Below are 25,398 nucleotides of genomic sequence, written 5' to 3'. Positions count from 1 at the left end.
TTGTTAATAAATTCAGTTGTGGATAAGTTCAGCAGCCACGGCCGCCAGGTCGTCAAAAATCAACGTCCCCACCGGCAGGGTTTTCCCCAGGGTCTTTTCACCTTTCCCGGTCTTTACCAAAACGGGTTGTGAATCGACGGCTTTCGCGGCCTCCAGGTCACCGAGGCTGTCGCCCACGAACCAACATCCGGCGAGATCGACCTGATAATGCTCGGCAATTGTCCGCAGCATCCCCGGCTTGGGTTTGCGGCAGGCGCAACCTTCATCCGGGCCGTGTGGGCAATAAACGATCAAACCGACCTCGCCACCCTGCTCCGCCACCAACGTGCGCAAGCGCTCGTGCATGGCGTCGAGGGTGGCCAAATCGTAGTAGCCACGAGCGATGCCGGACTGGTTGGTGGCGATTGCCACGGTCCAGCCGGCCTTGCTCAACTGCGCGATGGCCGCGATCGAGCCGGGCAGCGGAATCCACTCCGCCACCGATTTGATGTACACATCGGAGTCATGGTTGATGACCCCGTCCCGATCGAGAATCAGCAGTTTCAACGCGCGCTTACCCCAGCAACGAGATGTCGGCGACACCCAGGAACAAGCCACGCAGACGCGCCAGCAGCGCATAGCGGTTGGCCCGTACCTTGGGGTCTTCAGCGTTGACCATCACCGCTTCGAAGAACGCGTCCACCGGCTCGCGCAAGGCGGCCAGGCGCGCCAGGGTCTCGCTGTATTGACGGGCCACGGCCATCGGCTGCACTGCCTGGTCCGCTTGCTGGATCGCCGAATACAGGGAGAACTCGTTGGCGTTGTCGAAGTACTTGGCTTCCACGGTGCTTGGCACGCTGCCTTCAACCTTGCTCAGCAGGTTCGACACGCGTTTGTTCACTGCCGCCAGGGCGGCGGCTTCCGGCAATTTGCGGAAGGCCTGCACGGCTTGTACACGCTGGTCGAAGTCCAGGGCCGAACCCGGCTTCAGGGCACGTACCGACAGGTAAGTGGCCACGTCCACGCCTTCGTCTTCGTAACGCGCACGCAGGCGGTCGAAGATGAATTCCAGCACCTGGTCGCCCAGGCCGGCGGCCTTGACCTTGGCACCGAACGCGCTGACGGCGAATGCCACGGCTTCGGTCAGGTCGAGGTCGAGCTTCTTGTCGATCAGGATGCGCAGCACGCCGAGGGCGGCACGACGCAGGGCGTAGGGGTCTTTGCTGCCGGTAGGCAACATGCCGATGCCGAAGATCCCCACCAGGGTATCCAGCTTGTCGGCGATGGCCACGGCGGCACCGGTCAGGGTGCTTGGCAGCTCGGCGCCGGCGCCACGGGGCATGTACTGCTCGTTCAGGGCCAGGGCCACGTCTTGCGGCTCGCCGTCATTGAGGGCGTAGTAGTAGCCGGCGACACCTTGCATCTCCGGGAACTCGCCGACCATTTCGGTGGCCAGGTCGCACTTCGACAGCAGGCCGGCACGGGCTGCACGCTGGGCGTCGCCACCAATGCGCGGGGCAATGAACGCCGCCAGCTTGGAGATGCGTTCGGCTTTGTCGTAGACGCTGCCCAGCTTCTCCTGGAACACCACGTTCTGCAGGCGCAGGTTGAAGGCTTCGAGCTTCTGCTTCTTGTCCTGCTTGAAGAAGAACTCGGCGTCGGTCAGGCGTGGGCGCACGACTTTCTCGTTGCCCTCGATGATCTGGCGCGGGTCCTTGCTTTCAATGTTGGCCACGGTGATGAAGCGCGGCAGCAGCTTGCCGTCCACGTCCAGCAGGCAGAAGTACTTCTGGTTGTCCTGCATGGTGGTGATCAGGGCTTCTTGCGGCACGTCGAGGAAGCGTTCCTCGAACGAGCACACCAGCGGCACAGGCCATTCCACCAGGGCGGTCACTTCGTCCAGCAGGTCGGCCGGAACGATGGCGGTGCCTTCTTGCAGGGTGGCCAGTTCGGCGGTGCGCTTGCTGATCAGATCGCGACGCTCGTTGGCATCGGCCAGTACGTAGGCAGCACGCAGGTCGTTGAGGTAGTTGGCCGGGGCACTGATGCGCACGTTTTCCGGGTGATGGAAACGGTGGCCACGGGACTCGCGACCGGCTTTCTGGGCAAGGATGGTGCAGTCGATCACCTCATCGCCCAGCAGCATGACCAGCCATTGGGTCGGACGCACGAACTCTTCCTTGCGCGCGGCCCAGCGCATGCGCTTGGGAATCGGCAGGTCGTTCAGCGAGTCTTCGACGATGGTCGGCAGCAGGCTGGCAGTAGGCTTGCCCTGGATGCTCTGGCTGTAACGCAGTTTCGGACCGCTCTGGTCGATCTCGCTCAGGTCCACGCCGCACTTCTTGGCAAAACCCAGGGCCGCCTGGGTCGGGTTACCGTCGGCGTCGAACGCGGCCTGGCGCGGCGGGCCGTCCAGGTTGATGCTGCGATCGGGCTGCTGAGTGGCCAGTTGCGTGATCAGCACCGCCAGGCGTCGTGGCGCGGCGTAGACCTGCTTGGCTTCGAAGCTCAGGCCAGCGGCTTGCAGGCCTTTGTCGATGCCGGCCAGAAAGGCTTCGGCCAGGGTGTTCAGGGCTTTGGGTGGCAGCTCTTCAGTGCCCAGTTCAACCAGAAAATCTTGCGCACTCATTGTGCCGCCTCCAACTTAGCCAACACTTCATCACGCAGGTCCGGGGTCGCCATCGGGAAGCCCAGCTTGGCGCGAGCCATCAGGTAGGCTTGGGCGACGGAACGCGCCAGCGTGCGTACCCGCAGGATGTACTGCTGACGGGCGGTAACGGAGATTGCCCGGCGCGCATCCAGCAGGTTGAAGGTGTGGGATGCCTTGAGGACCATTTCATAGCTTGGCAGCGGCAGCGGCTGATCCAGTTCGATCAGGCGCTTGGCTTCGCTTTCGTAGAAATCGAACAGTTCGAACAGCTTCTCGACGTTGGCGTGTTCGAAGTTGTAGGTGGACTGCTCCACCTCGTTCTGATGGAACACGTCGCCGTAGGTCACCTTGCCGAACGGGCCGTCGGCCCAGACCAGGTCGTACACCGAGTCCACGCCCTGCAGGTACATGGCCAGGCGTTCCAGGCCGTAGGTGATCTCGCCGGTCACCGGGTAGCACTCGATGCCACCGGCTTGCTGGAAGTAAGTGAACTGAGTCACTTCCATGCCATTGAGCCAGACTTCCCAGCCCAGGCCCCAGGCGCCCAGGGTCGGCGACTCCCAGTTGTCTTCAACGAAACGGATGTCGTGGACCAGCGGGTCCAGGCCGACATGTTTCAGCGAGCCCAGGTACAGCTCCTGGAAGTTGTCCGGGTTGGGCTTGAGCACCACCTGGAACTGATAGTAGTGCTGCAGGCGGTTGGGGTTTTCGCCGTAGCGGCCGTCAGTCGGGCGACGACTGGGCTGCACATAAGCGGCGTTCCAGGTTTCCGGGCCAATGGCCCGCAGGAAGGTAGCGGTGTGGAAAGTGCCGGCGCCTACTTCCATATCGTAGGGCTGAAGTACCACACAACCTTGCTCGGCCCAGTACTGCTGGAGGGCGAGGATCAAGTCTTGGAAGGTACGCACGGCTGGCGTAGGCTGGCTCACGAAATTCACCTGTTACTTGGGCTGCGATTTAAGGAGCGGGAGTATACCCGATTCGGTCCTGCGCACGCCCCCTGGAGCCTTATGCCACGCTGCTTTTGGTGTTCCGAAGATCCGCTGTACATGGCTTATCACGATCAGGAGTGGGGCGTGCCGCTACGGGATGCGCAGCGCTTGTTCGAGTTGTTATTGCTCGAAGGGTTCCAGGCGGGCTTGTCGTGGATCACCGTATTGAAGAAGCGCGATCGCTATCGGCAAGTGCTCTGGGGCTTCGATGTACAGCGTGTGGCGCAGATGAGCGATGCGGAAATCGACGAGCTGATGCTCGACCCCGGGATCATCCGCAACCGCTTGAAACTCAATGCCGCCCGGCGCAATGCCGAGGCCTGGCTGGCCCTGGAAGACCCGGTGGAATTTCTCTGGTCGTTCGTCGATGGCCAGCCCAAGGTCAATCATTTCAAGGATCGCAGCGAAGTCCCGGCGGTCACGCCCGAGGCGCTAGCCATGAGTCATGGCCTGAAAAAGGCCGGCTTCACCTTCGTCGGCCCGACCATTTGTTATGCCCTGATGCAAGCCTCGGGCATGGTCATGGATCACACTCAAGACTGTGATCGTTACGCCGTCCTGTTGAACAGCCGGTTAGAATAGCCGGCTCGCGACAGATCATGACCTACAGATCAGGAGTCACTTGTGGATAAGTTCAAAGGCGCCCTGCTGGTGGGCGCCCTGCGATTGTTTGCCCTGCTGCCATGGCGCGCGGTGCAAGCCGTTGGCTCGGCCATTGGCTGGGTCATGTGGAAAACCCCCAACCGTTCCCGGGACGTGGTGCGCATCAACCTGGCCAAGTGCTTTCCGCAGATGGACCCGGCTGAGCGCGAGCGCTTGGTCGGCCAGAGCCTGAAAGACATCGGCAAATCCCTGACCGAAAGCGCCTGCGCCTGGATCTGGCCGGCCCAGCGCTCCATCGATCTGGTGCGCGAAGTCGAAGGCCTGGATGTGCTCAAGGAGGCCCTGGCTTCGGGCAAGGGCGTGGTGGGCATCACCAGCCACCTGGGCAACTGGGAAGTGCTCAACCATTTCTACTGCAGCCAGTGCAAACCGATCATTTTCTACCGTCCACCCAAGCTCAAGGCTGTGGACGAGCTGTTGCGCAAGCAGCGGGTGCAACTGGGCAACCGCGTCGCCGCCTCGACCAAGGAAGGCATCCTCAGCGTCATCAAGGAAGTGCGCAAAGGCGGTGCAGTGGGTATTCCCGCCGACCCGGAACCGGCCGAATCCGCCGGGATCTTCGTGCCCTTCTTCGCCACCCAGGCCCTGACCAGCAAGTTCGTGCCGAATATGCTGGCCGGCGGCAAGGCGGTGGGCGTGTTCCTGCATGCCCTGCGCTTGCCGGATGGTTCGGGCTACAAGGTGATCCTCGAAGCAGCCCCGGAAGACATGTACAGCACTGACACCGAAACCTCCTGCGCCGCCATGAGCCGGGTGGTCGAGCGTTACGTGGCTGCGTATCCGAGCCAGTACATGTGGAGCATGAAGCGCTTCAAGAAACGCCCACCGGGCGAAGAACGCTGGTACTGACCGGCGCTGGCACGATCTGTGGATAACTGGAGTGGCCTGGTTATCCACAGCCATTGATCAAAGGGCGCTAAAGATGTCCGAACACCGCAAATCCTTCCGCATCAAGATCCAGCACGAAAGCTTCGGCGAGTGTTTGGGGCAGACGCGCCAGTTGTCCGCCAGTGGTGTGTATGTGCAGAGCCCGACCCTGGCCCGGCTGCCCAAGGGCGCCGTGGTGTATGGCCAGGTGCAGGGCTTGCCGGTGACGGCGCCGCGGGTGCGCATGGAAGTGGTGCAAGTGGACGCTGAGGGCATTGCCCTGCGCTATTTGTAGGCGTTTCGGGGCGCCTTGCGCTCGAGCTTCTTAAGAAACACGGTCATTTCCTTTTCCGCCTGTTTATCGCCATGCCCGCGAGCGACTTCCAGGCCCTGCTCCCAGGCTTGGCGCGCCGCCGGATAATCGTCCTGAGCCAGGTAGGCCTTGCCCAACAGCTTCCAGGCGGCGGAGTACTTGGGGTCGAACCCCAAACAGCGTTGCAGGTGTTCGGCGGCCTTGGAGTTATCCCCAAGGTCCAGGTAACCCTTGCCCAGGCCGAAGCGCAACAGGGCGTTATCCACACCCTTGGCGAGCATTTTTTCCAACGATTCCAGCATCACAGACTCCCCTTCTATGCCGCGCAAATGTGCGTAGGAGCTGGCTAGGCAGCGATAGGCCGTTCAAGCCCGCCATCGCTGCCTAGCCTCAGAAGAAGCTCAACCCTACGTGGAACAGCTTCTCTACATCGCGAATGTGCTTTTTATCCACAAGGAACAGAATCACGTGGTCGCCCGCTTCGATCACTGTGTCGTCGTGGGCGATGAGCACCTCTTCGTCACGGATGATTGCGCCAATAGTGGTGCCCGGCGGCAGGCCGATGTTCTCGATGGCCCGGCCGATGACCTTGCTCGATTTGGCGTCACCGTGGGCGATGGCCTCGATGGCCTCTGCCGCCCCGCGGCGCAGGGAGTGCACGCTGACGATATCGCCACGGCGCACGTGGGCCAGCAAGGTGCCGATGGTGGCCAGCTGCGGGCTGATGGCGATGTCGATGTCGCCGCCCTGGATCAGGTCTACGTAAGCCGGGTTGTTGATGATGGTCATGACCTTCTTGGCGCCCAGGCGCTTGGCCAGCAGCGACGACATGATGTTGGCTTCGTCGTCGTTGGTCAGGGCCAGGAAGATGTCGGCATCGGCGATGTTCTCTTCCAGTAGCAGGTCGCGGTCCGAGGCACTGCCCTGCAACACCACGGTGCTGTCGAGGCTGTCGGACAAGTAGCGGCAACGTGCCGGGTTCATCTCGATGATCTTCACCTGGTAGCGGCTTTCGATGGCCTCGGCCAGGCGCTCGCCGATCTGCCCACCGCCGGCGATAACGATGCGCTTGTAGGATTCGTCGAGACGACGCATCTCACTCATCACCGCACGGATGTGGACCTTGGCAGCGATGAAGAACACCTCGTCGTCCGCCTCGATCACCGTGTCGCCCTTGGGCATGATCGGTCGGTCACGACGGAAGATCGCCGCCACCCGGGTGTCGACGTTTGGCATGTGCTCGCGCAACTGGCGCAATTGCTGGCCCACCAACGGCCCGCCGTAGTAAGCCTTGACCGCCACCAGTTGGGCCTTGCCTTCGGCGAAGTCGATCACCTGCAGGGCGCCGGGGTGTTCGATCAGGCGCTTGATGTAGTTGGTCACCACTTGCTCGGGGCTGATCAACACGTCCACCGGGATCGCGTCGTTGTCGAACAGGCCGGCGCGGGTCAGGTAGGCGGCTTCGCGTACCCGGGCAATCTTGGTCGGGGTGTGGAATAGGGTGTGGGCGACCTGGCAGGCGACCATATTGGTCTCGTCGCTGTTGGTCACCGCCACCAGCATGTCGGCGTCGTCGGCACCGGCCTGGCGCAGCACTGTGGGGAACGAGCCCCGGCCCTGCACGGTGCGGATGTCCAGGCGGTCGCCGAGGTCGCGCAGGCGTTCGCCGTCGGTGTCGACCACGGTGATGTCGTTGGCTTCGCTGGCCAAGTGTTCCGCCAGGGTGCCGCCCACTTGCCCTGCGCCGAGGATGATGATTTTCATCCAGTCACTCCCTTAAACCCGTGTTAGCCGCGTGCTGCGGCGATCTTGATCAGCTTGGCGTAGTAGAAGCCGTCATGGCCGCCCTCTTGCGCCAGCAACTGGCGTCCGTAGGGCTGCTTGAGGCCCGCGGCAGGCTGGCCGAGTTGGCCGGCGATGTCCAGTTCGCGAGCGCCCGTGGTCCGGGCCAGGAAAGCCTCGATCACCTCGGTGTTCTCGGTGGGCAAGGTGGAGCAGGTGGCGTAGACCAGGATGCCGCCGACCTCCAGGGTTGGCCACAGGGCGTCCAGCAACTCACCTTGCAACTGGGCCAGGGCGGCAATGTCGTCGGGTTGGCGAGTCAGCTTGATGTCCGGGTGGCGACGGATTACGCCGGTGGCCGAGCACGGCGCGTCCAGCAGGATGCGCTGGAACGGCTTGCCATCCCACCAGGCCTGGGTGTCGCGACCGTCGGCGGCGATCAGTTCAGCGGCCAGGCCCAGGCGCTCAAGGTTCTCGCGAACCCGCACCAGGCGCTTGGCTTCCAGATCCACGGCGACCACACCGGCCAGGGCCGGTTCGACTTCGAGGATATGGCAGGTCTTGCCCCCGGGCGCACAGCAGGCGTCCAGCACCCGTTGCCCCGGCGCCAGCTCCAGCAGGTCCGCAGCCAGTTGCGCGGCTTCGTCCTGGACGCTGATCCAGCCTTCGGCAAAACCCGGCAGGTTGCGCACGTCGCAGGCTTCATCGAGGACGATGCCGTCCTGGCTGAAGACGCATGGCTTGGCCTCGACGGCGGCGGCACTCAGTAACTGCAGGTACGCGTCCCGGGAATGATGGCGGCGATTGACCCGCAGGATCATCGGCGGGTGGGCGTTGTTGGCGGCGCAAATGGCTTCCCACTGCTCGGGCCAGAAGGCCTTGAGGGACTTTTGCAGCCAGCGCGGGTGGGCCGTGCGCACCACCGGGTCATGTTCCAGCTCGGCCAGCAGCGCTTCGCTTTCGCGCTGGGCGCGGCGCAGCACGGCGTTGAGCAGGGCCTTGGCCCAGGGCTTTTTCAGCTTTTCGGCGCAGCCCACGGTTTCACCGATGGCGGCGTGGGCCGGCACCCGGGTGTAGAGCAGTTGGTAAAGCCCCACCAGCAGCAGCGCCTCGACATCGGCGTCGGCAGCCTTGAAGGGTTTTTGCAGCAGCTTGGCCGCCAGCGCCGACAGCCGTGGCTGCCAGCGCGCGGTGCCGAACGCCAGGTCCTGGGTAAAGCCGCGATCGCGGACCTCGACCTTGTCCAGTTGGGTGGGCAACGAACTGTTGAGGGAGGCCTTGCCGTTGAGTACGGCGGTCAGGGCCTTGGCAGCGGCCAGACGTGGGTTCATTGGGCGTCCACCGCTTGACCGAGGACGGTGCCGAGGGCGAATTTCTCACGGCGGCTGTTGAACAGGTCGCTGAAGTTCAGGGCCTTGCCGCCGGGCAATTGCAGGCGGGTCAGGCACAGCGCCTGTTCACCGCAGGCGACGATCAGGCCGTCTTTGCTGGCGCCGAGGATCTCACCGGGTGTGCCCTGGCCTTCGGCCAGGTTGGCGGCCAGGACCTTCAGCGATTCGCCGTTGAGGGTGCTGTGGCAGATCGGCCACGGGTTGAAGGCGCGCACCAGGCGCTCCAGTTCCGGTGCCGGACGGCTCCAGTCGACGCGCGCCTCGTCCTTGTTCAGTTTGTGGGCGTAAGTGGCCAGGCTGTCATCCTGTACTTCGCCTTCCAGGGTGCCTGCCGCCAGGCCGGCAATGGCCTGGAGCACGGCCGGCGGGCCCATTTCGGCTAGACGGTCATGCAGGCTGCCGCCGGTGTCTGCGGCGCTGATCGGGGTGCTGACCTTGAGCAGCATCGGCCCAGTGTCCAGGCCGGCTTCCATGCGCATCACTGTCACGCCGCTCATCGCATCGCCGGCTTGCACGGCGCGCTGGATCGGCGCCGCACCGCGCCAGCGCGGCAGCAGCGAGGCGTGGCTGTTGATGCAGCCCAGGCGCGGAATATCCAGCACCACTTGCGGCAGGATCAGGCCGTAGGCCACTACCACCATCAGGTCCGGCTTGAGTGCCGCCAGTTCGGCCTGGGCCGCGGCGTCACGCAGGGTCGGCGGTTGCAGCACCGGGATGTTGTGCTCCAGCGCCAACTGCTTGACCGGGCTTGGCATCAGCTTCTGCCCACGCCCCGCTGGACGGTCCGGCTGGGTGTAGACCGCTACGATCTCGTCAGGGCCGGCAAGCAGGGCCTTGAGGTGTTCGGCGGCAAATTCCGGGGTGCCGGCAAAGACGATGCGCATGATGGGTACTCGCTTGGAAAGGGGACGCAGGTGAAACGACCGCGGGCAAGCCCGCTCCTACACAAATGAACCATTGTAGGAGCGGGCTTGCCCGCGATGCACCACTGGATAAGGAATCAAGCGTTCTGGCGATGCTGCTTTTCCAGCTTCTTCTTGATCCGGTCACGCTTGAGCGTGGACAGGTAGTCAACGAACAGCTTGCCGTTGAGGTGGTCGCATTCGTGCTGGATGCACACCGCCAACAGGCCTTCGGCGATCAGTTCATAAGGCTGGCCATCACGGTCCAGGGCCTTGATCTTGACCCGCTGCGGGCGATCGACGTTTTCGTAGAAACCCGGTACCGACAGGCAGCCTTCCTGGTACTGGTCCATCTCATCGGTGAGGGCCTCGAACTCAGGGTTGATAAACACCCGTGGCTCGCTGCGGTCTTCGGACAGGTCCATGACCACGATGCGCTTGTGCACGTTGACCTGGGTCGCCGCGAGGCCGATGCCCGGGGCTTCATACATTGTTTCAAACATGTCATCGACCAACTGACGCACTTCGTCGTCCACTACGGCCACGGGTTTGGCGATAGTGCGCAGGCGCGAATCGGGGAATTCGAGGATGTTTAAAATGGCCATAAGCTTGATTGCTGCACGTGTGAAGTAAGGGCGGAGTCGGGGGCCGGGCAAGTCGTGGACCAGGGCCGCCGATGCGAAACGTGCTCGGTAGGAGCTGCGAGCCGCGCAGGCTCTGGCGTTTCACGCGAACGCACATAATAAAGGGATTCAGCCCCTGAGGAAATGACTACTCGCCAGGCTCTTGCCGCTCCGGCCTCAGTTGGCGCTGTGGGCAATGACGCCGGCCAGCCCCCTTCGGCGCCCCTGAAACGAATAAAGATTCAACAAGTTACCAACAGACTTATCCACAGCTTGTTCTCGCTGCGGCGGGAGCTGAAACGATCAAGGATGATCCGATGACTGCGTCTGTCCCGGCGACGATTTCCCCTGCGGAACTCGAAGCCTGTTTACGTCTGCACCGTCTGCCCGAGCTTGGGCCGGCGCGCTTTCAACGTTTGCTGCACGCCTTCGGCTCGGCCTCCAAAGCCCTCAGTGCACCGGCTGCCGCCTGGCGGTCCCTGGGGTTGCCGGCGGCCTGCGCCGAGGCCCGGCGCAGTGCCCAGGTGCGGGACGGCGCAAGCCATGCACTGGCCTGGCTGGAGCGTCCGGGCCAGCATTTACTGATGTTGGGCCAGCCCGGCTACCCGGCCTTGCTCGCCGAGTTGACCGACGCCCCGCCGCTGCTGTTCGTGGCCGGCGCCCCGGAAATCCTGGAAAAACCGCAACTGGCGATGGTCGGTAGCCGGCGCGCATCGCGACCGGGCCTGGACACCGCGACGGCGTTTTCCCGCGAGCTGGCCGCCGCCGGTTTTGTCATCACCAGCGGCCTGGCCCTGGGCATCGACGGTGCGGCTCATCAGGCGGCGTTGGCCGTGGGTGGCCAGACCGTAGCGGTGTTGGGCACCGGTCTGGAAAAACTTTATCCACAGCGCCACCGAGCCTTGGCCGAAGCGATGATCGAGCGCGGTAGCGCGGTGATTTCCGAGTTCCCCCTGGACACGCCACCCCTGCCCGGCCACTTCCCGCGGCGCAACCGGATCATCAGCGGTCTGTCCCTCGGTGTGCTGGTGGTGGAAGCCAGTGTCGCCAGCGGTTCGCTGATCACTGCGCGCCTGGCTGCGGAACAAGGGCGCGAGGTGTACGCCATTCCCGGGTCCATCCACCACCCCGGCGCCCGGGGTTGCCACCAGTTGATTCGTGACGGTGCGGTGCTGGTGGAAACCATCGAACACATTCTTGAGGCCTTGCGGGGCTGGCAGAACGTGGGGCCGGTCAGTGTGCCGTCGGCGCCGGAGCATCCCTTGCTGGCGCTGTTGCACGCCGCGCCCCACAGCAGCGAAGCCCTGGCCGCCGCTATGGGCTGGGCATTGCCCACTGTTCTGGCGGCCCTGACGGAACTTGAGATCGAGGGTCGCGCGGTGTGCGAAAACGGTCGCTGGTTTGCGCGTACCCGCTAGGCTTTACGGGCAAGATCGGTAAACTGCGCACAGCTTTTATCCGGAGAATCAGCAATGGTCAGCAGTTGGCGTGTGCAGCAAGCCGCACGAGAAATTCGCGCAGGGGCGGTGATTGCCTATCCAACCGAAGCGGTGTGGGGCCTGGGCTGTGATCCGTGGAACGAAGAGGCGGTGGATCGGTTATTGGCGATCAAGTCCCGGTCTGTGGATAAGGGCCTGATCCTGATTGCCGACAACATCCGTCAATTCGATTTCCTCTTCGAGGACTTCCCCGACACATGGATCGAGCGCATGTCCAGCACCTGGCCGGGGCCCAATACCTGGCTGGTGCCCCATCAGGATTTGCTGCCCGAGTGGATCACCGGGGTGCACGACACCGTGGCGCTGCGGGTCAGCGACCATCCTCAAGTCCGTGAGTTGTGTTCCTTGGTAGGGCCGCTGATTTCCACCTCGGCCAACCCTCAAGGGCGCCCGGCGGCGCGCACGCGGATTCGCATCGAGCAGTACTTCCGCGGGCAGTTGGACCTGGTGCTGGGGGGCAACCTGGGTGGCCGCAAGAACCCGAGCCTGATTCGGGATCTGGCCACCGGAAAGGTGGTGCGGCCTTCGTAACAAGCATCGCCGGCAAGCCGGCTCCCTTAGGAGCCAGCTTGCCGGCGATAACCCTCAAGGCAGCAGGATGGTCGAGCCGGTCGTACGCCGCGCCGACAACTCCACGTGTGCCTTGGCCGCGTCTGCCAGTGGGAAGCGCTGGCCGATCTCGATCTTCAGCTTGCCACTGGCAATCATGGCGAACAGATCATCGGCCATGTGTTGCAGGTTTTCGGCATTGTTGGCGTAGGTCGCCAGGGTCGGCCGGGTTACGTACAGCGAGCCCTTGGCCGAGAGAATCCCCAGGTTCACCCCGTCCACGGCCCCTGACGCATTACCAAAGCTGACCATCAGCCCGCGCGGCGCCAGGCAGTCCAGGGAGGTGAGCCAGGTGTCTTTGCCGACGCCGTCGTAGACCACCGGGCACTTCTTGCCATCGGTCAATTCCAGCACCCGTTGGGCCACGTCTTCATGGCTGTAGTCGATGGTTTCCCAAGCCCCGAGGGATTTGGCGATGGCGGCTTTTTCCGGCGAGCTGACGGTACCGATCAGCTTCACGCCCAGGGCCTTGGCCCACTGGCAGGCCAGGGAACCCACGCCCCCGGCAGCGGCGTGGAACAGTACGGTTTCACCGGCCTTGAGTTCATAGGTCTGACGCAATAGGTACTGCACGGTCAGGCCCTTGAGCATGACCCCGGCAGCCTGCTCAAAGCTGATGGCGTCCGGCAGGTGCACCAGGTTGGCCGCCGGCAGTACGTGCACATCGCTGTAGGCGCCCAGGGGGCCGCTGCCATAGGCCACCCGATCACCCACCTTGAACTGGCTGACCTCGCTGCCCACGGCCTCGACCACCCCGGCACCTTCAGCCCCCAGGCCCGAAGGCAGGGCTGGCGGCGCGTAGAGGCCGCTGCGGAAATAGGTGTCGATAAAGTTCAGGCCAATGGCCTTGTTGCTGACGCGAACCTGTTGCGGGCCAGGCTCGGCGGGGACGTAGTCGACATACTCAAGCACTTCGGGGCCGCCATGGGCACGGAACTGGATACGTTTGGCCATCTGCAATTTCTCCTCGGTCGTGTCGCGAAAGTGCTCTATCGGACTCCTCTGCTTGACCGTCGTCAACTGTGGCAGACCCTGGCGCGGTGTTATGCTACGCGCCCATTTGCGCCGGCCCACCGCTGCACCCCTGGCGCCGCGTAGCTTTGCCCGATTCAAGGTGATGCCATGACTACCCGCACCGAGGCCGTAAAAGCCTACCTGCTCGACCTGCAAGACCGCATTTGCGCTGCCCTGGAAATCGAAGACGGCGGTACGCGTTTTGTCGAAGACGCCTGGACCCGCCCTGCTGGCGGCGGCGGCCGGACCCGGGTGCTGGCCGATGGCGCAGTGATTGAAAAAGGTGGGGTCAACTTCTCTCACGTGTTCGGCAGCGGCTTGCCGCCTTCCGCCAGCGCCCATCGGCCGGAACTGGCCGGGCGCGGCTTCGAGGCCCTGGGTGTGTCCCTGGTGATCCACCCGCACAACCCCCACGTGCCCACGTCCCACGCCAATGTGCGTTTCTTCATCGCCGAGAAAGAAGGCGAAGAGCCGGTCTGGTGGTTCGGCGGCGGCTTTGACCTGACCCCCTACTACGCCCACGAAGAAGACTGCGTGCACTGGCACCGCGTAGCCGAGCGCGCCTGTGCACCGTTCGGCGCCGACGTCTACCCGCGCTACAAGGCCTGGTGCGACAGTTACTTCCACATCAAGCACCGCAACGAACCGCGGGGCATTGGCGGCCTGTTCTTCGATGACCTGAACCAGTGGGATTTCGACACCAGCTTCGCCTTTATGCGCGCCATCGGCGACGCCTACATCGAGGCGTACCTGCCCATCGTGCAGCGCCGCAAAACCATGGCCTACACCGAGCAGCAGCGGGCCTTCCAGGAATTCCGTCGTGGCCGTTATGTGGAGTTCAACCTGGTCTACGACCGTGGCACCCTGTTCGGCCTGCAGTCGGGCGGGCGTACCGAGTCGATCCTCATGTCGCTGCCGCCCCACGTGCGCTGGGGCTACGACTGGAAGGCCGAGCCCGGCAGCGAAGAAGCACGTTTGACCGAGTACTTCCTGCAAGACCGGGACTGGTTGGCAGGCAGCAACTAATCGCTCACCCACTGTAGGAACCGGCTCGTCGGCGAACAGGCTGCGGCTGCAGGTGGGTGCTGAGCAAAAGGGGTGAGAGATGGATCAGTACGTCGTTTTTGGTAACCCGATCGGCCACAGCAAGTCGCCGCTGATCCATCGGCTGTTTGCCGAGCAGACCGGCCAGCAACTGGACTACAACACCTTGCTGGCGCCCCTGGATGATTTCGTCGGCTGCGCCCAGGCGTTTTTCGCCGAGGGCCGGGGCGCCAACGTCACCGTACCGTTCAAGGAAGACGCCTATCGCCTGGCCGATACCCTCAGCGAACGGGCCCAGCGTGCTGGCGCGGTCAACACCCTGAGTAAGCTCGCCGACGGCCGCCTGCTGGGTGACAACACCGACGGCGCCGGCCTGGTGCGCGACCTGACGGTGAATGCCGGTGTCAGCCTCAAGGGCAAGCGCATCTTGTTGCTGGGGGCCGGCGGCGCAGTGCGTGGGGTGCTGGAGCCGTTGCTGGCCGAGCAACCGGCGTCGGTGGTGATCGCCAACCGTACCGTGGCCAAGGCCGAGTTGCTGGCTGAGCTGTTCGCTGATTTGGGACCGGTGTCGGCCAGCGGCTTCGATTGGTTGGAGGAGTCGGTGGACCTGATTATCAACGCCACCTCGGCCAGCCTGTCCGGCGACCTGCCACCGATTGCCAGCAGCCTGATCGAGCCCGGCCACACCGTTTGCTACGACATGATGTACGGCAAGGAGCCCACGCCGTTCTGCCGCTGGGCCACTGAACACGGCGCGGTGGCGGCGCTGGATGGCCTGGGAATGCTGGCCGAACAAGCGGCGGAAGCCTTCTACCTGTGGCGCGGTGTCCGCCCGGACAGCGCCCCGGTGCTGGCCGAACTGCGCCGCCAACTGGCCCTCTGACACGCCCTGTGTAGGTGTTGGCTCGCCAGCGATAGCGCCTTCAACATCGCCATCGCCGGCAAGCCGGCTCCTACGGTTCTGAGGCCGCCCATTTGTAGGAGCTGGCTCGCCAGCGATAGCGCCCTCAAGATCGCCATCGCCGGCAAGCCGGCTCTTACGGTTCTGAGGCCGCCCATTTGTAGGAGCTGGCTCGCCAGCGATAGCGCCCTCAAGATCGCCATCGCCGGCAAGCCGGCTCCTACGGTTCTGAGGCCGCCCATTTGTAGGAGCTGGCTTGCCAGCGATAGCGCCTTCAAGATCGCCATCGCCGGCAAGCCGGCTCCTACGGGTTTGGGGCCGCCTAATTTGTTGGCGCTGGCTTGCCAGCGATTACGGGCTTGATCCCCGCCCCGATAAAAACCTCAATCTTCAAAACGGATCGGGCATTTCTCCGGGCCTTCCAGCTTGATCAATTCCTCCATCACCGGTTGCCGGGCGCGGCGCAAGGTCAGGCTGCGGTGTTGGCGTAACAGCCGGCGGGCTTCCTGGTGGAGCATTTCCACCCCGGAATAGTCGATGAAGTTGATGTGCTGGGCATCGATCACCAGCTTCGGGGCCTGGCAGCGCTGCATGCGCACTTGCAGGTAATGGCTGGCGCCAAAGAAGATCGAGCCCCCCACCCGCAGAATGTCCTCATCACCCTCGCGCCACTGCTGCACCCGCGGCTGGGAAGTGCGCTTGAGGTAGAAGAACAGCGACGCCAGCACCCCGGCATAAATCGCCGTTTGCAGCTCCAGGAGCAAGGTGGCGACGCAGGTCAGGCTCATCACCACGAACTCAGCGCGGCTCACCCGGAACAAGGCCCGAATGCCCCGGTGGTCCACCAGCCCCCAGCAGATCAGCAGAATGCTCGCGGCCATGCCCGGGATCGGGATATGGGCAATCAGCCCGGCCCCGGCCACCGCGAACGAAGCCACCCACAGTGCGGAAAACACCCCGGCCAGGGGCGAGCGGGCGCCGGCGTCGTAGCTCAGCCCGGAGCGGGTGAACGAGCCGGAAGACAGGTAGCCGGAGAAGAATCCGCCGATGATGTTCGACAGGCCCTGGGCGCGGACCTCCTGGTTGGCGTCCAGCAGTTGTTCGGAGCGTGCCGACAGCGAGCGGGCGATCGACAGGCTGGTGACCAGGCCGAGCATGCCCACCGCCACCGCACTGGGCAGCAGGCGCAGGATCATCTCCAGGTCCAGCAATGGCAGCGGGCTCAAGGGCGGCAGGTGGCCGACGAAGGCGCTGACCAGCTTCACGTGGCCGAACAGGGCCGGCCACAGCCAGACCACCAGGCTGCTGAGCACCAGGGTGATCAGCAATGTCGGCCAGCGCGGCACCAGCAACTTGAGTCCGACCCCGACAACCAGGGTCCCCAGACCCAGCAGCAGCGAGGGTTTATCCAGGTCATGCAGGTGCTCCAGCAGGCTGTTGAGGCTATTGAGGGCGGTGGCCTGGCTGGGCAGGTCCAGCCCCAGCAGGTTGGGTAACTGGCCGAGGGCGATCACCACCGCAGCGCCCAGGGTGAAACCCAGCACCACGGAATGGGAGACGAAGTTCACCAGGGCGCCGAAACGCAGCAGGCCCAGCAGCCATTGGAAAACCCCGGCAAGAAAGGTCAGCAACAGGATCAGCGTGATGTAGTCCTGGGACGCCGGCACCGCCAGGGGGCTGACGCTGGCGTAGAGGACGATGGAAATGGCCGCAGTGGGCCCGCAGATCAGGTGCCAGGACGAGCCCCAGAGGCAGGCAATCAACACCGGGACAATGGCTGCGTACAGGCCGTACTCCGGGGGCAGGCCGGCGATCAGGGCGTAGGCAATGGATTGCGGTAAAGCGAGGATGGCACCGCTCAGACCCACCAGCAGGTCGCGGCCGACGCTGGCGCGGGTTTGTTGCGGCAGCCAGCTCAGGAACGGCAAGAGGGAGTGGCGGTTGGGCCAGGCCATGGGTCCTCGCGGTGTGGGGAAATGGAGCGTCAGGGTGGCGTGTCAGCGATTGGGGTGCAAGTTCCAAAGGCCGTTCGCCCGGGGCGGCCGCCGGTCGGCGACGGTCACAGGGCGAACGGTGCGCCTCGATCTACAGCTTGGCCTTTACCGCCGCCAACGCGTCTTTGCCGTCCAGGGTCTTGACCCCGTCCAGCCACTTGTCCAGCACCGCCGGGTTGGCCTTGATCCAGGCCTTGGCCGCTACCGCATTGCTGACTTTCTTGTTCACCACCTCGGACATGATGCTGTTCTCCATCTCCTGAGTGAAGCTCAGGTTGGTCAGCAGCTTGCCAACATTCGGGCAGGCCTGTGCATAACCTTTGCGGGTCAGGGTGTAGACACTGCCGGTGTCGCCGAAGTACTTCTCGCCGCCCTTGAGGTAATGCATGTTCAACTGCACGTTCATCGGGTGTGGGGTCCAGCCGAGGAAGGTCACGAACTTCTGCTTTTTCACCGCCCGCGACACTTCGGCCAGCATCGCCTGCTCGCTGGATTCCACCAGCTTCCACTGGCCGAGTTCGAAGTCGTTCTTCTTGATGATCTCCTGCAGCGAGATATTGGCCGGGGCGCCGGAGCCGATGCCGTAGATCTTCTTCTCGAATTTGTCGGCGAATTTGTTCAGGTCGGCAAAATCGTGCACCCCCGCGTCCCAGACGTAGTCCGGCACGGCCAGGGTGAACTCGGTGCCGTCGAGGTTCTTGGCCAGTTGAGTGACATCGCCATTGGCCACGAACTTGTCGTAGAAGCCCTGCTGCGCCGGCATCCAGTTACCCAGGAACACATCCACCTGGCCGTCCTTGAGGCCGCCAAAGGTGATCGGCACCGCCAGGGTGTCGACCTTGGCCTTGTAGCCCAGGCCGTCCAGCAGGAACCCGGTAATGGCGTTGGTTGCGGCGATGTCGCTCCAGCCCGGATCGGCCATTTTCACCGTCTCGCACGAGTCGGCCCAGGCCGATGCGCTGCCCAGGGCCAGGAGCCCGAGCGTCAGTGCTGTGGATAACCTTTGCATGCGCTTCCCCTTACATTATTGGTGTTGGCAGGGTTGTGGATAACGAGCCTTGCGCTCCAGGTCATCGAGGTCGATGTGGTTGCGCATGTATTGCTGACTGGCGTCGACCAGGGGCTGGTGATCCCAGCTCTTCAGCGTACCCAGGGTCAGCGCCTGGGCGACGAAACGCCGGCGGCGCTGACTGGCAAGCACCTGTTGGCGGATGACCGGGATGTCCCACTTGGCCCGGGCTTCGGCGAGGAAGGCCGCGAACAGTGATCGATGGGCCGGCGACTGGCTGAGTTCTTCCTGCTCACGCGGGTCGTTGTGCACATCGAAGAGTAGGCAAGGGTCATCTTCGCTGTAGATGAATTTGTAGGCGCCGCGACGAATCATCATCAGTGGGCTGATGGTGCCTTCGGCCATGTACTCGCCGAACACCTCGTCGTGGCCGCCCTGCCCCTGCAAGTGCGGGACCAGGGAGCGGCCATCCAAGGGCAGGCCGGGTTGCAACTCACCGCCGGCCAGTTGCACCAGGGTGGGCAGCAGGTCGGCCGTGGACACCGCGGCGCTGACCCGGCCGGCGGCGAACTGCCCCGGCGCGCTGATCAGCAGCGGCACCCGGGCGGCCATTTCAAACCAGTGCATTTTGTACCAGAGGCCACGCTCGCCGAGCATGTCGCCGTGGTCGCCGGAGAAGACAATGATGGTGTTCTCGGCCAAGCCTGTTTCTTCAAGGGTTTGCAGGAGTTTGCCGACGTTGTCGTCGATATAGCTGCACGCCCCGAAGTAGGCCCGGCGCGCATCGCGAATCTTATCCACAGGCAGTGGCTTGTCCCACAGGTCGTAGACCTTGAGCAGACGCTGGGAATGGGGGTCTTGGCTGTCTTGCGGCGGGGTCTGCGGCAAGGGGATGTCGGCGTCCTGGTACAGGTCCCAATAGGCCTTGGGGATGGTGTACGGGTCGTGGGGGTGGGTCATGGACACGGTGAGGCAGAACGGCTGGTCGCCGTCTTCGCGGATGTGATCGAACAGGTATTGTCGGGCCTTGAACACCACCTCTTCGTCGAAATCCAGCTGGTTGGTGCGCACGCAAGGGCCGGCCTGCAGCACCGAGGACATGTTGTGGTACCAACTGGGGCGCACGTCGGGCTCGTCCCAGTTCACCGCCCAGCCGTAGTCGGCGGGGTAGATGTCGCTGGTCAGGCGTTCTTCATAGCCGTGCAACTGGTCCGGGCCGCAGAAATGCATCTTTCCCGAGAGCGCGGTGCGATAACCCAGGCGGCGCAGGTAGTGGGCGTAAGTCGGCACATCGGCGGGAAAGTCCGCAGCGTTGTCATAGGCGCCGATCTTGCTCGGCAACTGGCCGCTGACCAGGGTGAAGCGCGACGGGGCGCACAGTGGGCTATTGCAATAAGCGGCGTCGAACACCACGCCTTCGGCCGCCAGGCGGCTGAGGTGGGGCAGCTTGATCGGGGAGGCACCGTAGAACGGCAACAAGGGCGCGGCCATTTGATCGGCCATGATGAAAAGAATGTTCTTGCGCTTCATGTATTCGCGGCATTCCATAGTCGATGGTTATGCGAAAGTGCTGCGATTGAGGATGAAACCCCTGCCATTCGCGGTAAAGCCCATGCGCGGCAATGACTAGGATAAGCCCAGCTTATGTATGACGCCCTTGGTGACCTGTCCCTGGACCTGTTACGTGCCTTTGAAGCGGCGGCGCGGCAACGCAGTTTCACCGCCGCTGCCGTGGAGTTGGGCACCACCCAACCGGCCATCAGCCAGCAGATCAAGCGGCTGGAGGAGCAACTGGGCACCCGCTTGTTCGACCGGATCTACCGCGGTATCGAACTCACGGAGGCCGGGATGATTCTGTTCGAGCAGGTGCAGGCTGGCTTGCAGAGCATCGACGCCGGCCTCAGTGCCATCAGTGCCCAGCACCAGCACGAGGTGCTGCACGTGGCCACCGACTTCGCCTTCGCCGCTTATTGGCTGATGCCGCGCCTGCACCGCTTTCATGAAGCCAACCCGCAGGTGGATGTCAGCCTGGTCACCAGCGAGCGCAGCCACAGCATGCTGCGCAGCGATATCGACGTGGCGGTGCTGTTCGGTGATGGCCGCTTCAAGCAGGGCCAGAGCCATTGGCTGTTCAGCGAGGAAGTGTTTCCGGTGTGCAGCCCCGTGCTGCTCAAGGACCGGGCCACTCCCCTGCCCGCCCAGGCGTTGCTGGACTGGCCGCTGCTGCACCTGCGGGGCGAGAACAGCAGCCACTGGTTTGACTGGAGCGGGGTCTTTCGCGAACTGGGCATCAGCACGCCGCCCGCGCCCGGGCAGTTGCGCTTTGATAACTACACGCTGTTGATCCAGGCGGCGATCGGCGGCCAGGGCGTGGCCATTGGCTGGCGGCACCTGGTGGATAACTTGTTGGAACAGGGCTTGCTGTGTCGACCGCTGGCCGAGACGGTGATCTCCACCTACGGCTATTACGTGGTGTTGCCCCAGCGCAAACGCCGCAGTGTGCTGATCCAGCAGTTCGTCGATTGGCTGATGACCGAGCAGGCCGGCAGTGCCCAGTCGCTGAATGGCGTCGGGCTGCCGTCGATTGCGGTCTGAGCGCATCCCCGGCGAGTCGTGGCACCATAGCCGGGTTCGGCTTTCTTCCGAGGGTTCTTATGCAACGTATCAAGGGCTACCACGCCCACGTCTACTTCGACGCCAGCACCATCGAGCAGGCCCGGTCCTTGTGTGAACAGGCTGCGCAGTTGTTTCCGCTGAAGATGGGCCGGGTGCATGAGCGGCCGGTGGGCCCGCACCCGGACTGGAGCTGCCAGTTGGCGTTCGAGCCGCAGTACCTGGCCGTGGTATTGCCGTGGCTGGCGCTCAATCGCAAGGGGCTGGTGGTGTTCTTGCACCCGGATACGGGCAATGACCTGCTGGACCACACCGAGCATGCCCTGTGGATGGGGGCGATGCGGCCGTTGGATCTATCGGGTTTTTGAGGGCGGGGGATCGCCGGGGAGCCGGCTCCTACAAGGGCACAGGGCGGATTGTGGGAGCCGGTGGGCGGTCTGTACGAAAAGTGATCAGTTAAGCACGCCGTCGAGAATCTCATAGACGATGCCGCTGCCAATGGCGATCAGCACGATATCGCCGCCCATGCGCCGCCATTCGTAGCCCTGGTAGCGTGGCAGATGGTTCAGGGCGCGGTTGTCCAGGCGTTCGCCGTAGTAGCCCCGGGGCAGCGGCTGGCCACGCACCAAGTGGATGCCGGGCGGTGGCGGCGCGCCGCGGACGAAGTAGCCATGGTTGTCGCGGATGGTCTGGCGCACTGGGCCGAAGTCCTTGGGCGGGCCGCCACGGCGATCATTCTGTGGGCCGCGATGATCGTTACCCCGGTTGTCCCGTTGTTCCTGCTGCGGGCCGCCACGATCGCCACCGCGATCATTGTCGCCGCGTTGATCGGCCATGGCGTTCATCAGCGGGCTGGCGCTGAGCATCAGCACACCGAGACCGGCAATCAGACGTTTGGGCATTTTCATCAGGTCTTTCCTCACAGCGCGAACAGCAAAAAGGGGTTCAGAACCTGGTCCTGAACCCCTCGGTCTTGCTAGTTAGTCTGTGGCTTCGGGCGCTAATTCCTCTGTATCAGGAACTTTACCTTCAGCTGACCCGGGCTTGACGCACGCCCTCGGACAGCGCCGCGCACAGGCTCAACACGCCGTCCACGGCCTGCTCGTGAGTGCTGGCATTGGCGATGTGGTCGATCAGCGCCGAGCCCACGACCACACCGTCCGCCAAGCGGGCGATGGCAGCGGCCTGCTCCGGGGTGCGGATGCCGAAACCGATGCTGATCGGCAAGTCGGTGTGGCGACGCAGGCGGGCCACGGCCTCTTCCACATGTTCCAGGGTGGCGGCGCCGGCACCGGTTACCCCAGCAACCGAGACGTAGTAGACAAAGCCGGAGCTGCCGTCGAGTACCTTGGGCAGACGGGCGTCGTCGGTGGTCGGCGTGGTCAGGCGGATAAAGTCGATGCCGGCGGCCTGGGCCGGGTCGCACAGCTCATTGTTGTGCTCCGGTGGCATGTCCACCACGATCAGCCCGTCCACACCGGCAGCCTTGGCGTCGGCGATAAAGCGCGGCACGCCGTAGTGGTGGATCGGGTTGAAGTAGCCCATCAGCACCAGGGGCGTGTCGCTGTTGCCTTCGCGGAATTCGCGAACCATCTGCAGGGTTTTCGCCAGGTTCTGTTTGGCACCCAGGGCACGGATGTTGGCCAGCTGGATGGCCGGGCCGTCAGCCATTGGATCGGTGAAGGGCATGCCCAACTCGATCACGTCGGCGCCCGCGGCCGGCAAGCCCTTGAGGATCGCCAGGGAGGTGTCGTAGTTCGGGTCGCCGGCGGTGACGAAGGTCACCAGGGCGGCGCGATTCTGTTCTTTAAGCTGCGCGAAGCGGGTTTGCAGGCGGCTCATCAGTGTTTCTCCTGCTGGGATGGCTCTTGTTGAGACTGTTCCATGTGGTGCATCACGGTCTGCATGTCTTTGTCGCCACGGCCCGAGAGGTTGACCACCATCAGGTGATCCTTGGGCAGGGTGGGCGCGCGCTTGAAGACTTCGGCCAGGGCGTGGGCACTTTCCAGGGCCGGGATGATGCCTTCCAGGCGGCAGCATTGGTGGAATGCGGCCAGGGCTTCGTCGTCAGTCACCGAGGTGTATTCGACGCGGCCGATGTCATGCAACCAGGCGTGTTCAGGGCCGATGCCGGGGTAGTCGAGGCCGGCGGAGATCGAGTGGGCGTCGATGATCTGGCCATCGTCGTCCTGCAGCAGGAAGGTGCGGTTGCCGTGCAGTACGCCGGGTACGCCGCCGTTCAGGCTGGCCGCGTGCTTGCCGGTCTCGATGCCGTAGCCGGCGGCTTCAACGCCAATGATCTGCACGCTTTTGTCGTCGAGGAACGGGTGGAACAGGCCCATGGCGTTGGAACCGCCACCGATGCACGCCACCAGGCTGTCCGGCAGGCGGCCTTCCTGGGCTTGCATCTGCTCGCGGGTTTCCTTGCCGATCACCGCCTGGAAGTCGCGAACCATGGCCGGGTACGGGTGTGGGCCGGCCACGGTGCCGATCAGGTAGAAGGTGCTGTCGACGTTGGTCACCCAGTCACGCAGGGCTTCGTTCATCGCGTCTTTCAGGGTGCCGGTGCCGGCCACCACCGGGATCACTTCGGCGCCCAGCAGCTTCATGCGGAACACGTTGGCCTGTTGGCGCTCGATGTCGGTGGTGCCCATGTAGATCACGCATTGCAGGCCAAAACGCGCGGCCACGGTGGCGGTGGCCACGCCGTGCATGCCGGCGCCGGTCTCGGCGATGATGCGTTTCTTGCCCATGCGCCGGGCCAGGAGGATCTGGCCGATGCAGTTATTGATCTTGTGCGCGCCGGTGTGGTTCAGCTCTTCGCGCTTGAGGTAGATCTTGGCGCCGCCACAGTGTTCGGTCAGGCGTTCGGCGAAGTACAGCGGGCTCGGGCGGCCGACGTAGTCGCGCTGGAAGTAGGCCAGCTCCTTGAGGAATTCGGGGTCTTCCTTGGCCACTTCGTATTCACGGGCCAGGTCGAGGATCAGCGGCATCAGGGTTTCGGCGACGTAACGGCCGCCGAACGCACCAAACAGGCCGTTGTCGTCAGGACCATTACGCAATTGGGTCTGGGTCATTGGAGCGCTCCCGTATGAATGAGTGGAAAGACAATGAGCGCCACTCTACCCCTGACACCGGGCCCTGAAAACCGATAAGATCGCCGCAACCTGTCAGGAAAACTCACATATCCCATGAGCCACGACCTGCCCCCTCTGAATGCCCTCCGCGCCTTCGAAGCCACCGCCCGCCTGAACAGCGTCAGCCAGGCTGCCGAAGAACTGCACGTGACCCACGGTGCCGTAAGCCGGCAGTTGAAGGTGCTTGAAGAGCACTTGGGCGTGAGCCTGTTCATCAAAGATGGGCGCGGCCTGAAACTCACAGATGCAGGGCTGCGTCTGCGGGACGTCAGTAGTGAGGCGTTCGAGCGCGTGCGCGGGGTGTGCGCCGAGTTGTCCCAGGGCGGCGTGGATGCGCCGTTCGTCCTCGGCTGCTCCGGCAGCTTGCTGGCGCGCTGGTTTATTCCCCGGCTGGGGCGCTTGAACGCCGACTTGCCGGACCTGCGCCTGCATTTGTCCGCCGGCGAAGGTGACCTCGACCCGCGCCGCCCAGGGCTCGACGCCCTGTTGGTGTTCGCCGAACCCCCTTGGCCGGCCGACATGCAGGTCTATGAACTGGCCCGCGAGCGCATCGGCCCGGTGTTGAGCCCGCGTTATGCCCGTTACGAGGCGCTGCGCCAGGCCCCGGCCGAGGCATTGCTCAACGAACCCTTGCTGCACACCACGTCCCGCCGCCAGGCCTGGCCCAGTTGGGCGCAGCACAACGGCCTCGATGCCCAGGCCCTGAATTACGGGCAAGGTTTCGAGCATTTGTATTATTTGTTGGAAGCGGCGGTGGCCGGGCTGGGGGTGGCGATTGCACCCGAGCCATTGGTGGCCGAAGACTTGCGGGCTGGACGCCTGGTTGCCCCGTGGGGGTTTTGTGACACCCCGGGGCAACTGGCGCTGTGGCTACCCAAGCGCGCCGCAGACGGGCGCGCCCGGCAATTGGCCCAATGGCTCAGGCACGAGCTGGGCCAGACGGCTTAGTCGCCGCGTTTGCACAACAGGTAAGCGGCCAGCAGGCCAATCGCCCCGACCGCAACGCCGGCGGTGGTCCAAGGGTGTTCCTGGGCGTAGTCGCGGGTGGCGATCCCGGTTTCACGGGTTTTCACTTTGACTTCTTCATAGGCATCGCTGAGCAGGCTGCGCGAATGCTTCAGCGCGTTCTCGGCATTGCCTTTCAAGGCCTTGAGGGTTTTACGCGACTCGTCAGACGCGTCGTCCTTGAGGCTCTCCAGGGATTTGAGCAGGCTGGAGATCTCGGCTTCCATACTTTCCAGTGAGGCTTTGCGTAACGAGGTGTTGGCCATGTCGGCTCTCCTGCAGGGTGATGATTGGCGTGTGTAGGTTCCGACTGCGGGGTGCGGCGAAAGTGCAGAAAATCTGAACTTCACTGCGTTCCGGGCGCCACAGGAAATAGCAACAATCACTGCTAGGCTGTCTTCACAGCCAAAA

At 63.8% G+C, this 25,398-nt stretch carries 26 protein-coding genes; 10 read left to right on the top strand and 16 right to left on the bottom strand.

From position 1 onward, the window contains the following. Positions 1–12: 12 nt before the first annotated feature. Genes gmhB through glyQ form a run of 3 tightly spaced genes read right to left on the bottom strand, consistent with a single transcriptional unit; the run spans position 13 to position 3,558 of the window. Positions 13–546 carry a D-glycero-beta-D-manno-heptose 1,7-bisphosphate 7-phosphatase gene (gene gmhB, locus M1B35_RS02510; RefSeq protein ID WP_268261136.1) on the bottom strand — a complete coding sequence of 178 codons (534 nt, stop codon included), beginning with the start codon at positions 544–546 and terminating at the stop codon, positions 13–15. A 7-nt stretch (positions 547–553) separates the two neighbouring features. Beyond that, entirely contained in the window at positions 554–2,608 is a 2,055-nt protein-coding gene (glyS, locus tag M1B35_RS02505; RefSeq protein WP_268261135.1) for a glycine--tRNA ligase subunit beta, read from the bottom strand. Then, positions 2,605–3,558: a glycine--tRNA ligase subunit alpha gene (gene glyQ / locus M1B35_RS02500; protein WP_053253611.1), complete on the bottom strand. Its 954-nt coding sequence runs from the start codon at positions 3,556–3,558 to the stop codon at positions 2,605–2,607. The genes glyS and glyQ overlap by 4 nt, the downstream gene beginning before the upstream one ends. Positions 3,559–3,639: 81 nt before the next feature. Between glyQ and tag the strand changes: the two genes are divergently transcribed. The 3 genes from tag to M1B35_RS02485 all read left to right on the top strand — a co-directional run bounded on the left by tag (position 3,640) and on the right by M1B35_RS02485 (position 5,446). After that, positions 3,640–4,203: a DNA-3-methyladenine glycosylase I gene (gene tag / locus M1B35_RS02495; protein ID WP_268261134.1), complete on the top strand. Its 564-nt coding sequence runs from the start codon at positions 3,640–3,642 to the stop codon at positions 4,201–4,203. A gap of 42 nt (positions 4,204–4,245) precedes the next feature. Beyond that, complete coding sequence (locus M1B35_RS02490; RefSeq protein WP_123328010.1) at positions 4,246–5,133, top strand: lysophospholipid acyltransferase; 888 nt, start codon at positions 4,246–4,248, stop codon at positions 5,131–5,133. Positions 5,134–5,206: 73 nt separating this feature from the next. After that, the gene (locus tag M1B35_RS02485) at positions 5,207–5,446 is read left to right on the top strand and encodes a PilZ domain-containing protein (RefSeq protein ID WP_123328011.1); all 240 of its coding nucleotides are present in this window, start codon (positions 5,207–5,209) and stop codon (positions 5,444–5,446) included. Here M1B35_RS02485 and M1B35_RS02480 read toward each other — a convergent pair. The 5 genes from M1B35_RS02480 to def all read right to left on the bottom strand — a co-directional run bounded on the left by M1B35_RS02480 (position 5,437) and on the right by def (position 10,144). Next, the gene (locus M1B35_RS02480) at positions 5,437–5,769 is read right to left on the bottom strand and encodes a tetratricopeptide repeat protein (RefSeq protein WP_268261133.1); all 333 of its coding nucleotides are present in this window, start codon (positions 5,767–5,769) and stop codon (positions 5,437–5,439) included. The two genes, M1B35_RS02485 and M1B35_RS02480, sit on opposite strands and share 10 nt — an antisense overlap. An 85-nt stretch (positions 5,770–5,854) precedes the next feature. Next, complete coding sequence (gene trkA / locus M1B35_RS02475; RefSeq protein ID WP_123328013.1) at positions 5,855–7,228, bottom strand: Trk system potassium transporter TrkA; 1,374 nt, start codon at positions 7,226–7,228, stop codon at positions 5,855–5,857. Between the two features lie 23 nt (positions 7,229–7,251). Continuing rightward, complete coding sequence (gene rsmB / locus M1B35_RS02470; RefSeq protein ID WP_268261132.1) at positions 7,252–8,577, bottom strand: 16S rRNA (cytosine(967)-C(5))-methyltransferase RsmB; 1,326 nt, start codon at positions 8,575–8,577, stop codon at positions 7,252–7,254. Beyond that, the gene (gene fmt / locus M1B35_RS02465; RefSeq protein ID WP_268261131.1) at positions 8,574–9,521 is read right to left on the bottom strand and encodes a methionyl-tRNA formyltransferase; all 948 of its coding nucleotides are present in this window, start codon (positions 9,519–9,521) and stop codon (positions 8,574–8,576) included. Before fmt ends, rsmB begins: the two co-directional genes overlap by 4 nt. Before the next feature lie 116 nt (positions 9,522–9,637). Then, the gene (gene def / locus M1B35_RS02460; protein ID WP_123328016.1) at positions 9,638–10,144 is read right to left on the bottom strand and encodes a peptide deformylase; all 507 of its coding nucleotides are present in this window, start codon (positions 10,142–10,144) and stop codon (positions 9,638–9,640) included. A gap of 335 nt (positions 10,145–10,479) precedes the next feature. Here def and dprA point away from each other — a divergent pair, with 335 nt between their 5' ends. After that, complete coding sequence (gene dprA, locus M1B35_RS02455; protein WP_268261130.1) at positions 10,480–11,580, top strand: DNA-processing protein DprA; 1,101 nt, start codon at positions 10,480–10,482, stop codon at positions 11,578–11,580. A 54-nt stretch (positions 11,581–11,634) separates the two neighbouring features. Then, positions 11,635–12,192 carry an L-threonylcarbamoyladenylate synthase type 1 TsaC gene (gene tsaC / locus M1B35_RS02450; protein WP_268261129.1) on the top strand — a complete coding sequence of 186 codons (558 nt, stop codon included), beginning with the start codon at positions 11,635–11,637 and terminating at the stop codon, positions 12,190–12,192. A 54-nt stretch (positions 12,193–12,246) separates the two neighbouring features. Here tsaC and M1B35_RS02445 read toward each other — a convergent pair whose 3' ends face one another. Then, complete coding sequence (locus M1B35_RS02445; RefSeq protein WP_268261128.1) at positions 12,247–13,224, bottom strand: NADPH:quinone reductase; 978 nt, start codon at positions 13,222–13,224, stop codon at positions 12,247–12,249. A gap of 168 nt (positions 13,225–13,392) precedes the next feature. On the opposite strand from M1B35_RS02445, the gene hemF reads away from it, so the two are divergent. Together hemF and aroE are read left to right on the top strand one after the other, a co-directional pair. After that, a complete protein-coding gene (gene hemF, locus M1B35_RS02440) occupies positions 13,393–14,310 on the top strand; it encodes an oxygen-dependent coproporphyrinogen oxidase (RefSeq protein ID WP_268261127.1) in 918 nt (305 codons plus the stop codon). 79 nt (positions 14,311–14,389) lie between these two features. Continuing rightward, positions 14,390–15,211 carry a shikimate dehydrogenase gene (gene aroE, locus M1B35_RS02435; RefSeq protein ID WP_268261126.1) on the top strand — a complete coding sequence of 274 codons (822 nt, stop codon included), beginning with the start codon at positions 14,390–14,392 and terminating at the stop codon, positions 15,209–15,211. 401 nt (positions 15,212–15,612) lie between these two features. Here aroE and M1B35_RS02430 read toward each other — a convergent pair whose 3' ends face one another. The 3 genes from M1B35_RS02430 to betC form a co-directional block, all read right to left on the bottom strand. Then, positions 15,613–17,184, bottom strand: a complete 1,572-nt coding sequence (locus tag M1B35_RS02430; protein WP_268261125.1) for a SulP family inorganic anion transporter — start codon at positions 17,182–17,184, stop codon at positions 15,613–15,615. Positions 17,185–17,314: 130 nt separating this feature from the next. After that, positions 17,315–18,232, bottom strand: coding sequence for a choline ABC transporter substrate-binding protein (gene choX, locus M1B35_RS02425; protein WP_123328023.1), 918 nt, complete (start codon positions 18,230–18,232; stop codon positions 17,315–17,317). Positions 18,233–18,247: 15 nt separating this feature from the next. Continuing rightward, positions 18,248–19,762, bottom strand: coding sequence for a choline-sulfatase (gene betC / locus M1B35_RS02420; protein ID WP_123328024.1), 1,515 nt, complete (start codon positions 19,760–19,762; stop codon positions 18,248–18,250). Between the two features lie 114 nt (positions 19,763–19,876). Here betC and M1B35_RS02415 point away from each other — a divergent pair, with 114 nt between their 5' ends. Together M1B35_RS02415 and M1B35_RS02410 are read left to right on the top strand one after the other, a co-directional pair. Next, positions 19,877–20,827 (top strand): choline sulfate utilization transcriptional regulator, encoded by a 951-nt coding sequence (locus M1B35_RS02415; RefSeq protein ID WP_268261124.1) that lies wholly within the window; start codon positions 19,877–19,879, stop codon positions 20,825–20,827. A 59-nt stretch (positions 20,828–20,886) separates the two neighbouring features. Continuing rightward, on the top strand, positions 20,887–21,213 hold the full coding sequence (locus M1B35_RS02410; protein ID WP_268261123.1) for a DOPA 4,5-dioxygenase family protein: 327 nt from the start codon (positions 20,887–20,889) through the stop codon (positions 21,211–21,213). Between the two features lie 84 nt (positions 21,214–21,297). Here M1B35_RS02410 and M1B35_RS02405 read toward each other — a convergent pair whose 3' ends face one another. The 3 genes from M1B35_RS02405 to trpB form a co-directional block, all read right to left on the bottom strand. Then, positions 21,298–21,753, bottom strand: a complete 456-nt coding sequence (locus M1B35_RS02405) for an anti-virulence regulator CigR family protein (RefSeq protein ID WP_123328027.1) — start codon at positions 21,751–21,753, stop codon at positions 21,298–21,300. A gap of 121 nt (positions 21,754–21,874) precedes the next feature. Further along, a complete protein-coding gene (gene trpA, locus M1B35_RS02400) occupies positions 21,875–22,687 on the bottom strand; it encodes a tryptophan synthase subunit alpha (RefSeq protein ID WP_123328028.1) in 813 nt (270 codons plus the stop codon). Next, entirely contained in the window at positions 22,687–23,922 is a 1,236-nt protein-coding gene (gene trpB, locus M1B35_RS02395; protein WP_123328029.1) for a tryptophan synthase subunit beta, read from the bottom strand. The genes trpA and trpB overlap by 1 nt, the downstream gene beginning before the upstream one ends. Positions 23,923–24,036: 114 nt before the next feature. Between trpB and M1B35_RS02390 the strand changes: the two genes are divergently transcribed. Then, positions 24,037–24,930, top strand: a complete 894-nt coding sequence (locus M1B35_RS02390; RefSeq protein WP_268261122.1) for a LysR family transcriptional regulator — start codon at positions 24,037–24,039, stop codon at positions 24,928–24,930. Here the strand turns inward: M1B35_RS02390 and M1B35_RS02385 are convergent. Beyond that, positions 24,927–25,253 (bottom strand): ElaB/YgaM/YqjD family protein, encoded by a 327-nt coding sequence (locus M1B35_RS02385; protein ID WP_123328031.1) that lies wholly within the window; start codon positions 25,251–25,253, stop codon positions 24,927–24,929. The genes M1B35_RS02390 and M1B35_RS02385 overlap by 4 nt on opposite strands. Positions 25,254–25,398 lie beyond the last annotated feature (145 nt).

The organism is Pseudomonas morbosilactucae (assembly GCF_023241665.1).
GTDB lineage: Bacteria > Pseudomonadota > Gammaproteobacteria > Pseudomonadales > Pseudomonadaceae > Aquipseudomonas > Aquipseudomonas morbosilactucae.
This window is presented reverse-complemented; position numbering and strand designations above follow the sequence as displayed.

Coding starts and splice junctions, on each gene's coding strand:
- hemF (WP_268261127.1), top strand. CDS start 13,393: ATGACTACCCGCACCGAGGCCGTAAAAGCCTACCTGCTCGACCTGCAA.
- rsmB (WP_268261132.1), bottom strand. CDS start 8,577: ATGAACCCACGTCTGGCCGCTGCCAAGGCCCTGACCGCCGTACTCAAC.
- fmt (WP_268261131.1), bottom strand. CDS start 9,521: ATGCGCATCGTCTTTGCCGGCACCCCGGAATTTGCCGCCGAACACCTC.
- def (WP_123328016.1), bottom strand. CDS start 10,144: ATGGCCATTTTAAACATCCTCGAATTCCCCGATTCGCGCCTGCGCACT.
- tsaC (WP_268261129.1), top strand. CDS start 11,635: ATGGTCAGCAGTTGGCGTGTGCAGCAAGCCGCACGAGAAATTCGCGCA.
- M1B35_RS02410 (WP_268261123.1), top strand. CDS start 20,887: ATGCAACGTATCAAGGGCTACCACGCCCACGTCTACTTCGACGCCAGC.
- trkA (WP_123328013.1), bottom strand. CDS start 7,228: ATGAAAATCATCATCCTCGGCGCAGGGCAAGTGGGCGGCACCCTGGCG.
- glyS (WP_268261135.1), bottom strand. CDS start 2,608: ATGAGTGCGCAAGATTTTCTGGTTGAACTGGGCACTGAAGAGCTGCCA.
- M1B35_RS02405 (WP_123328027.1), bottom strand. CDS start 21,753: ATGAAAATGCCCAAACGTCTGATTGCCGGTCTCGGTGTGCTGATGCTC.
- choX (WP_123328023.1), bottom strand. CDS start 18,232: ATGCAAAGGTTATCCACAGCACTGACGCTCGGGCTCCTGGCCCTGGGC.
- trpB (WP_123328029.1), bottom strand. CDS start 23,922: ATGACCCAGACCCAATTGCGTAATGGTCCTGACGACAACGGCCTGTTT.
- M1B35_RS02390 (WP_268261122.1), top strand. CDS start 24,037: ATGAGCCACGACCTGCCCCCTCTGAATGCCCTCCGCGCCTTCGAAGCC.
- M1B35_RS02485 (WP_123328011.1), top strand. CDS start 5,207: ATGTCCGAACACCGCAAATCCTTCCGCATCAAGATCCAGCACGAAAGC.
- M1B35_RS02385 (WP_123328031.1), bottom strand. CDS start 25,253: ATGGCCAACACCTCGTTACGCAAAGCCTCACTGGAAAGTATGGAAGCC.
- M1B35_RS02430 (WP_268261125.1), bottom strand. CDS start 17,184: ATGGCCTGGCCCAACCGCCACTCCCTCTTGCCGTTCCTGAGCTGGCTG.
- tag (WP_268261134.1), top strand. CDS start 3,640: ATGCCACGCTGCTTTTGGTGTTCCGAAGATCCGCTGTACATGGCTTAT.
- M1B35_RS02445 (WP_268261128.1), bottom strand. CDS start 13,224: ATGGCCAAACGTATCCAGTTCCGTGCCCATGGCGGCCCCGAAGTGCTT.
- betC (WP_123328024.1), bottom strand. CDS start 19,762: ATGAAGCGCAAGAACATTCTTTTCATCATGGCCGATCAAATGGCCGCG.
- dprA (WP_268261130.1), top strand. CDS start 10,480: ATGACTGCGTCTGTCCCGGCGACGATTTCCCCTGCGGAACTCGAAGCC.
- aroE (WP_268261126.1), top strand. CDS start 14,390: ATGGATCAGTACGTCGTTTTTGGTAACCCGATCGGCCACAGCAAGTCG.
- M1B35_RS02415 (WP_268261124.1), top strand. CDS start 19,877: ATGTATGACGCCCTTGGTGACCTGTCCCTGGACCTGTTACGTGCCTTT.
- trpA (WP_123328028.1), bottom strand. CDS start 22,687: ATGAGCCGCCTGCAAACCCGCTTCGCGCAGCTTAAAGAACAGAATCGC.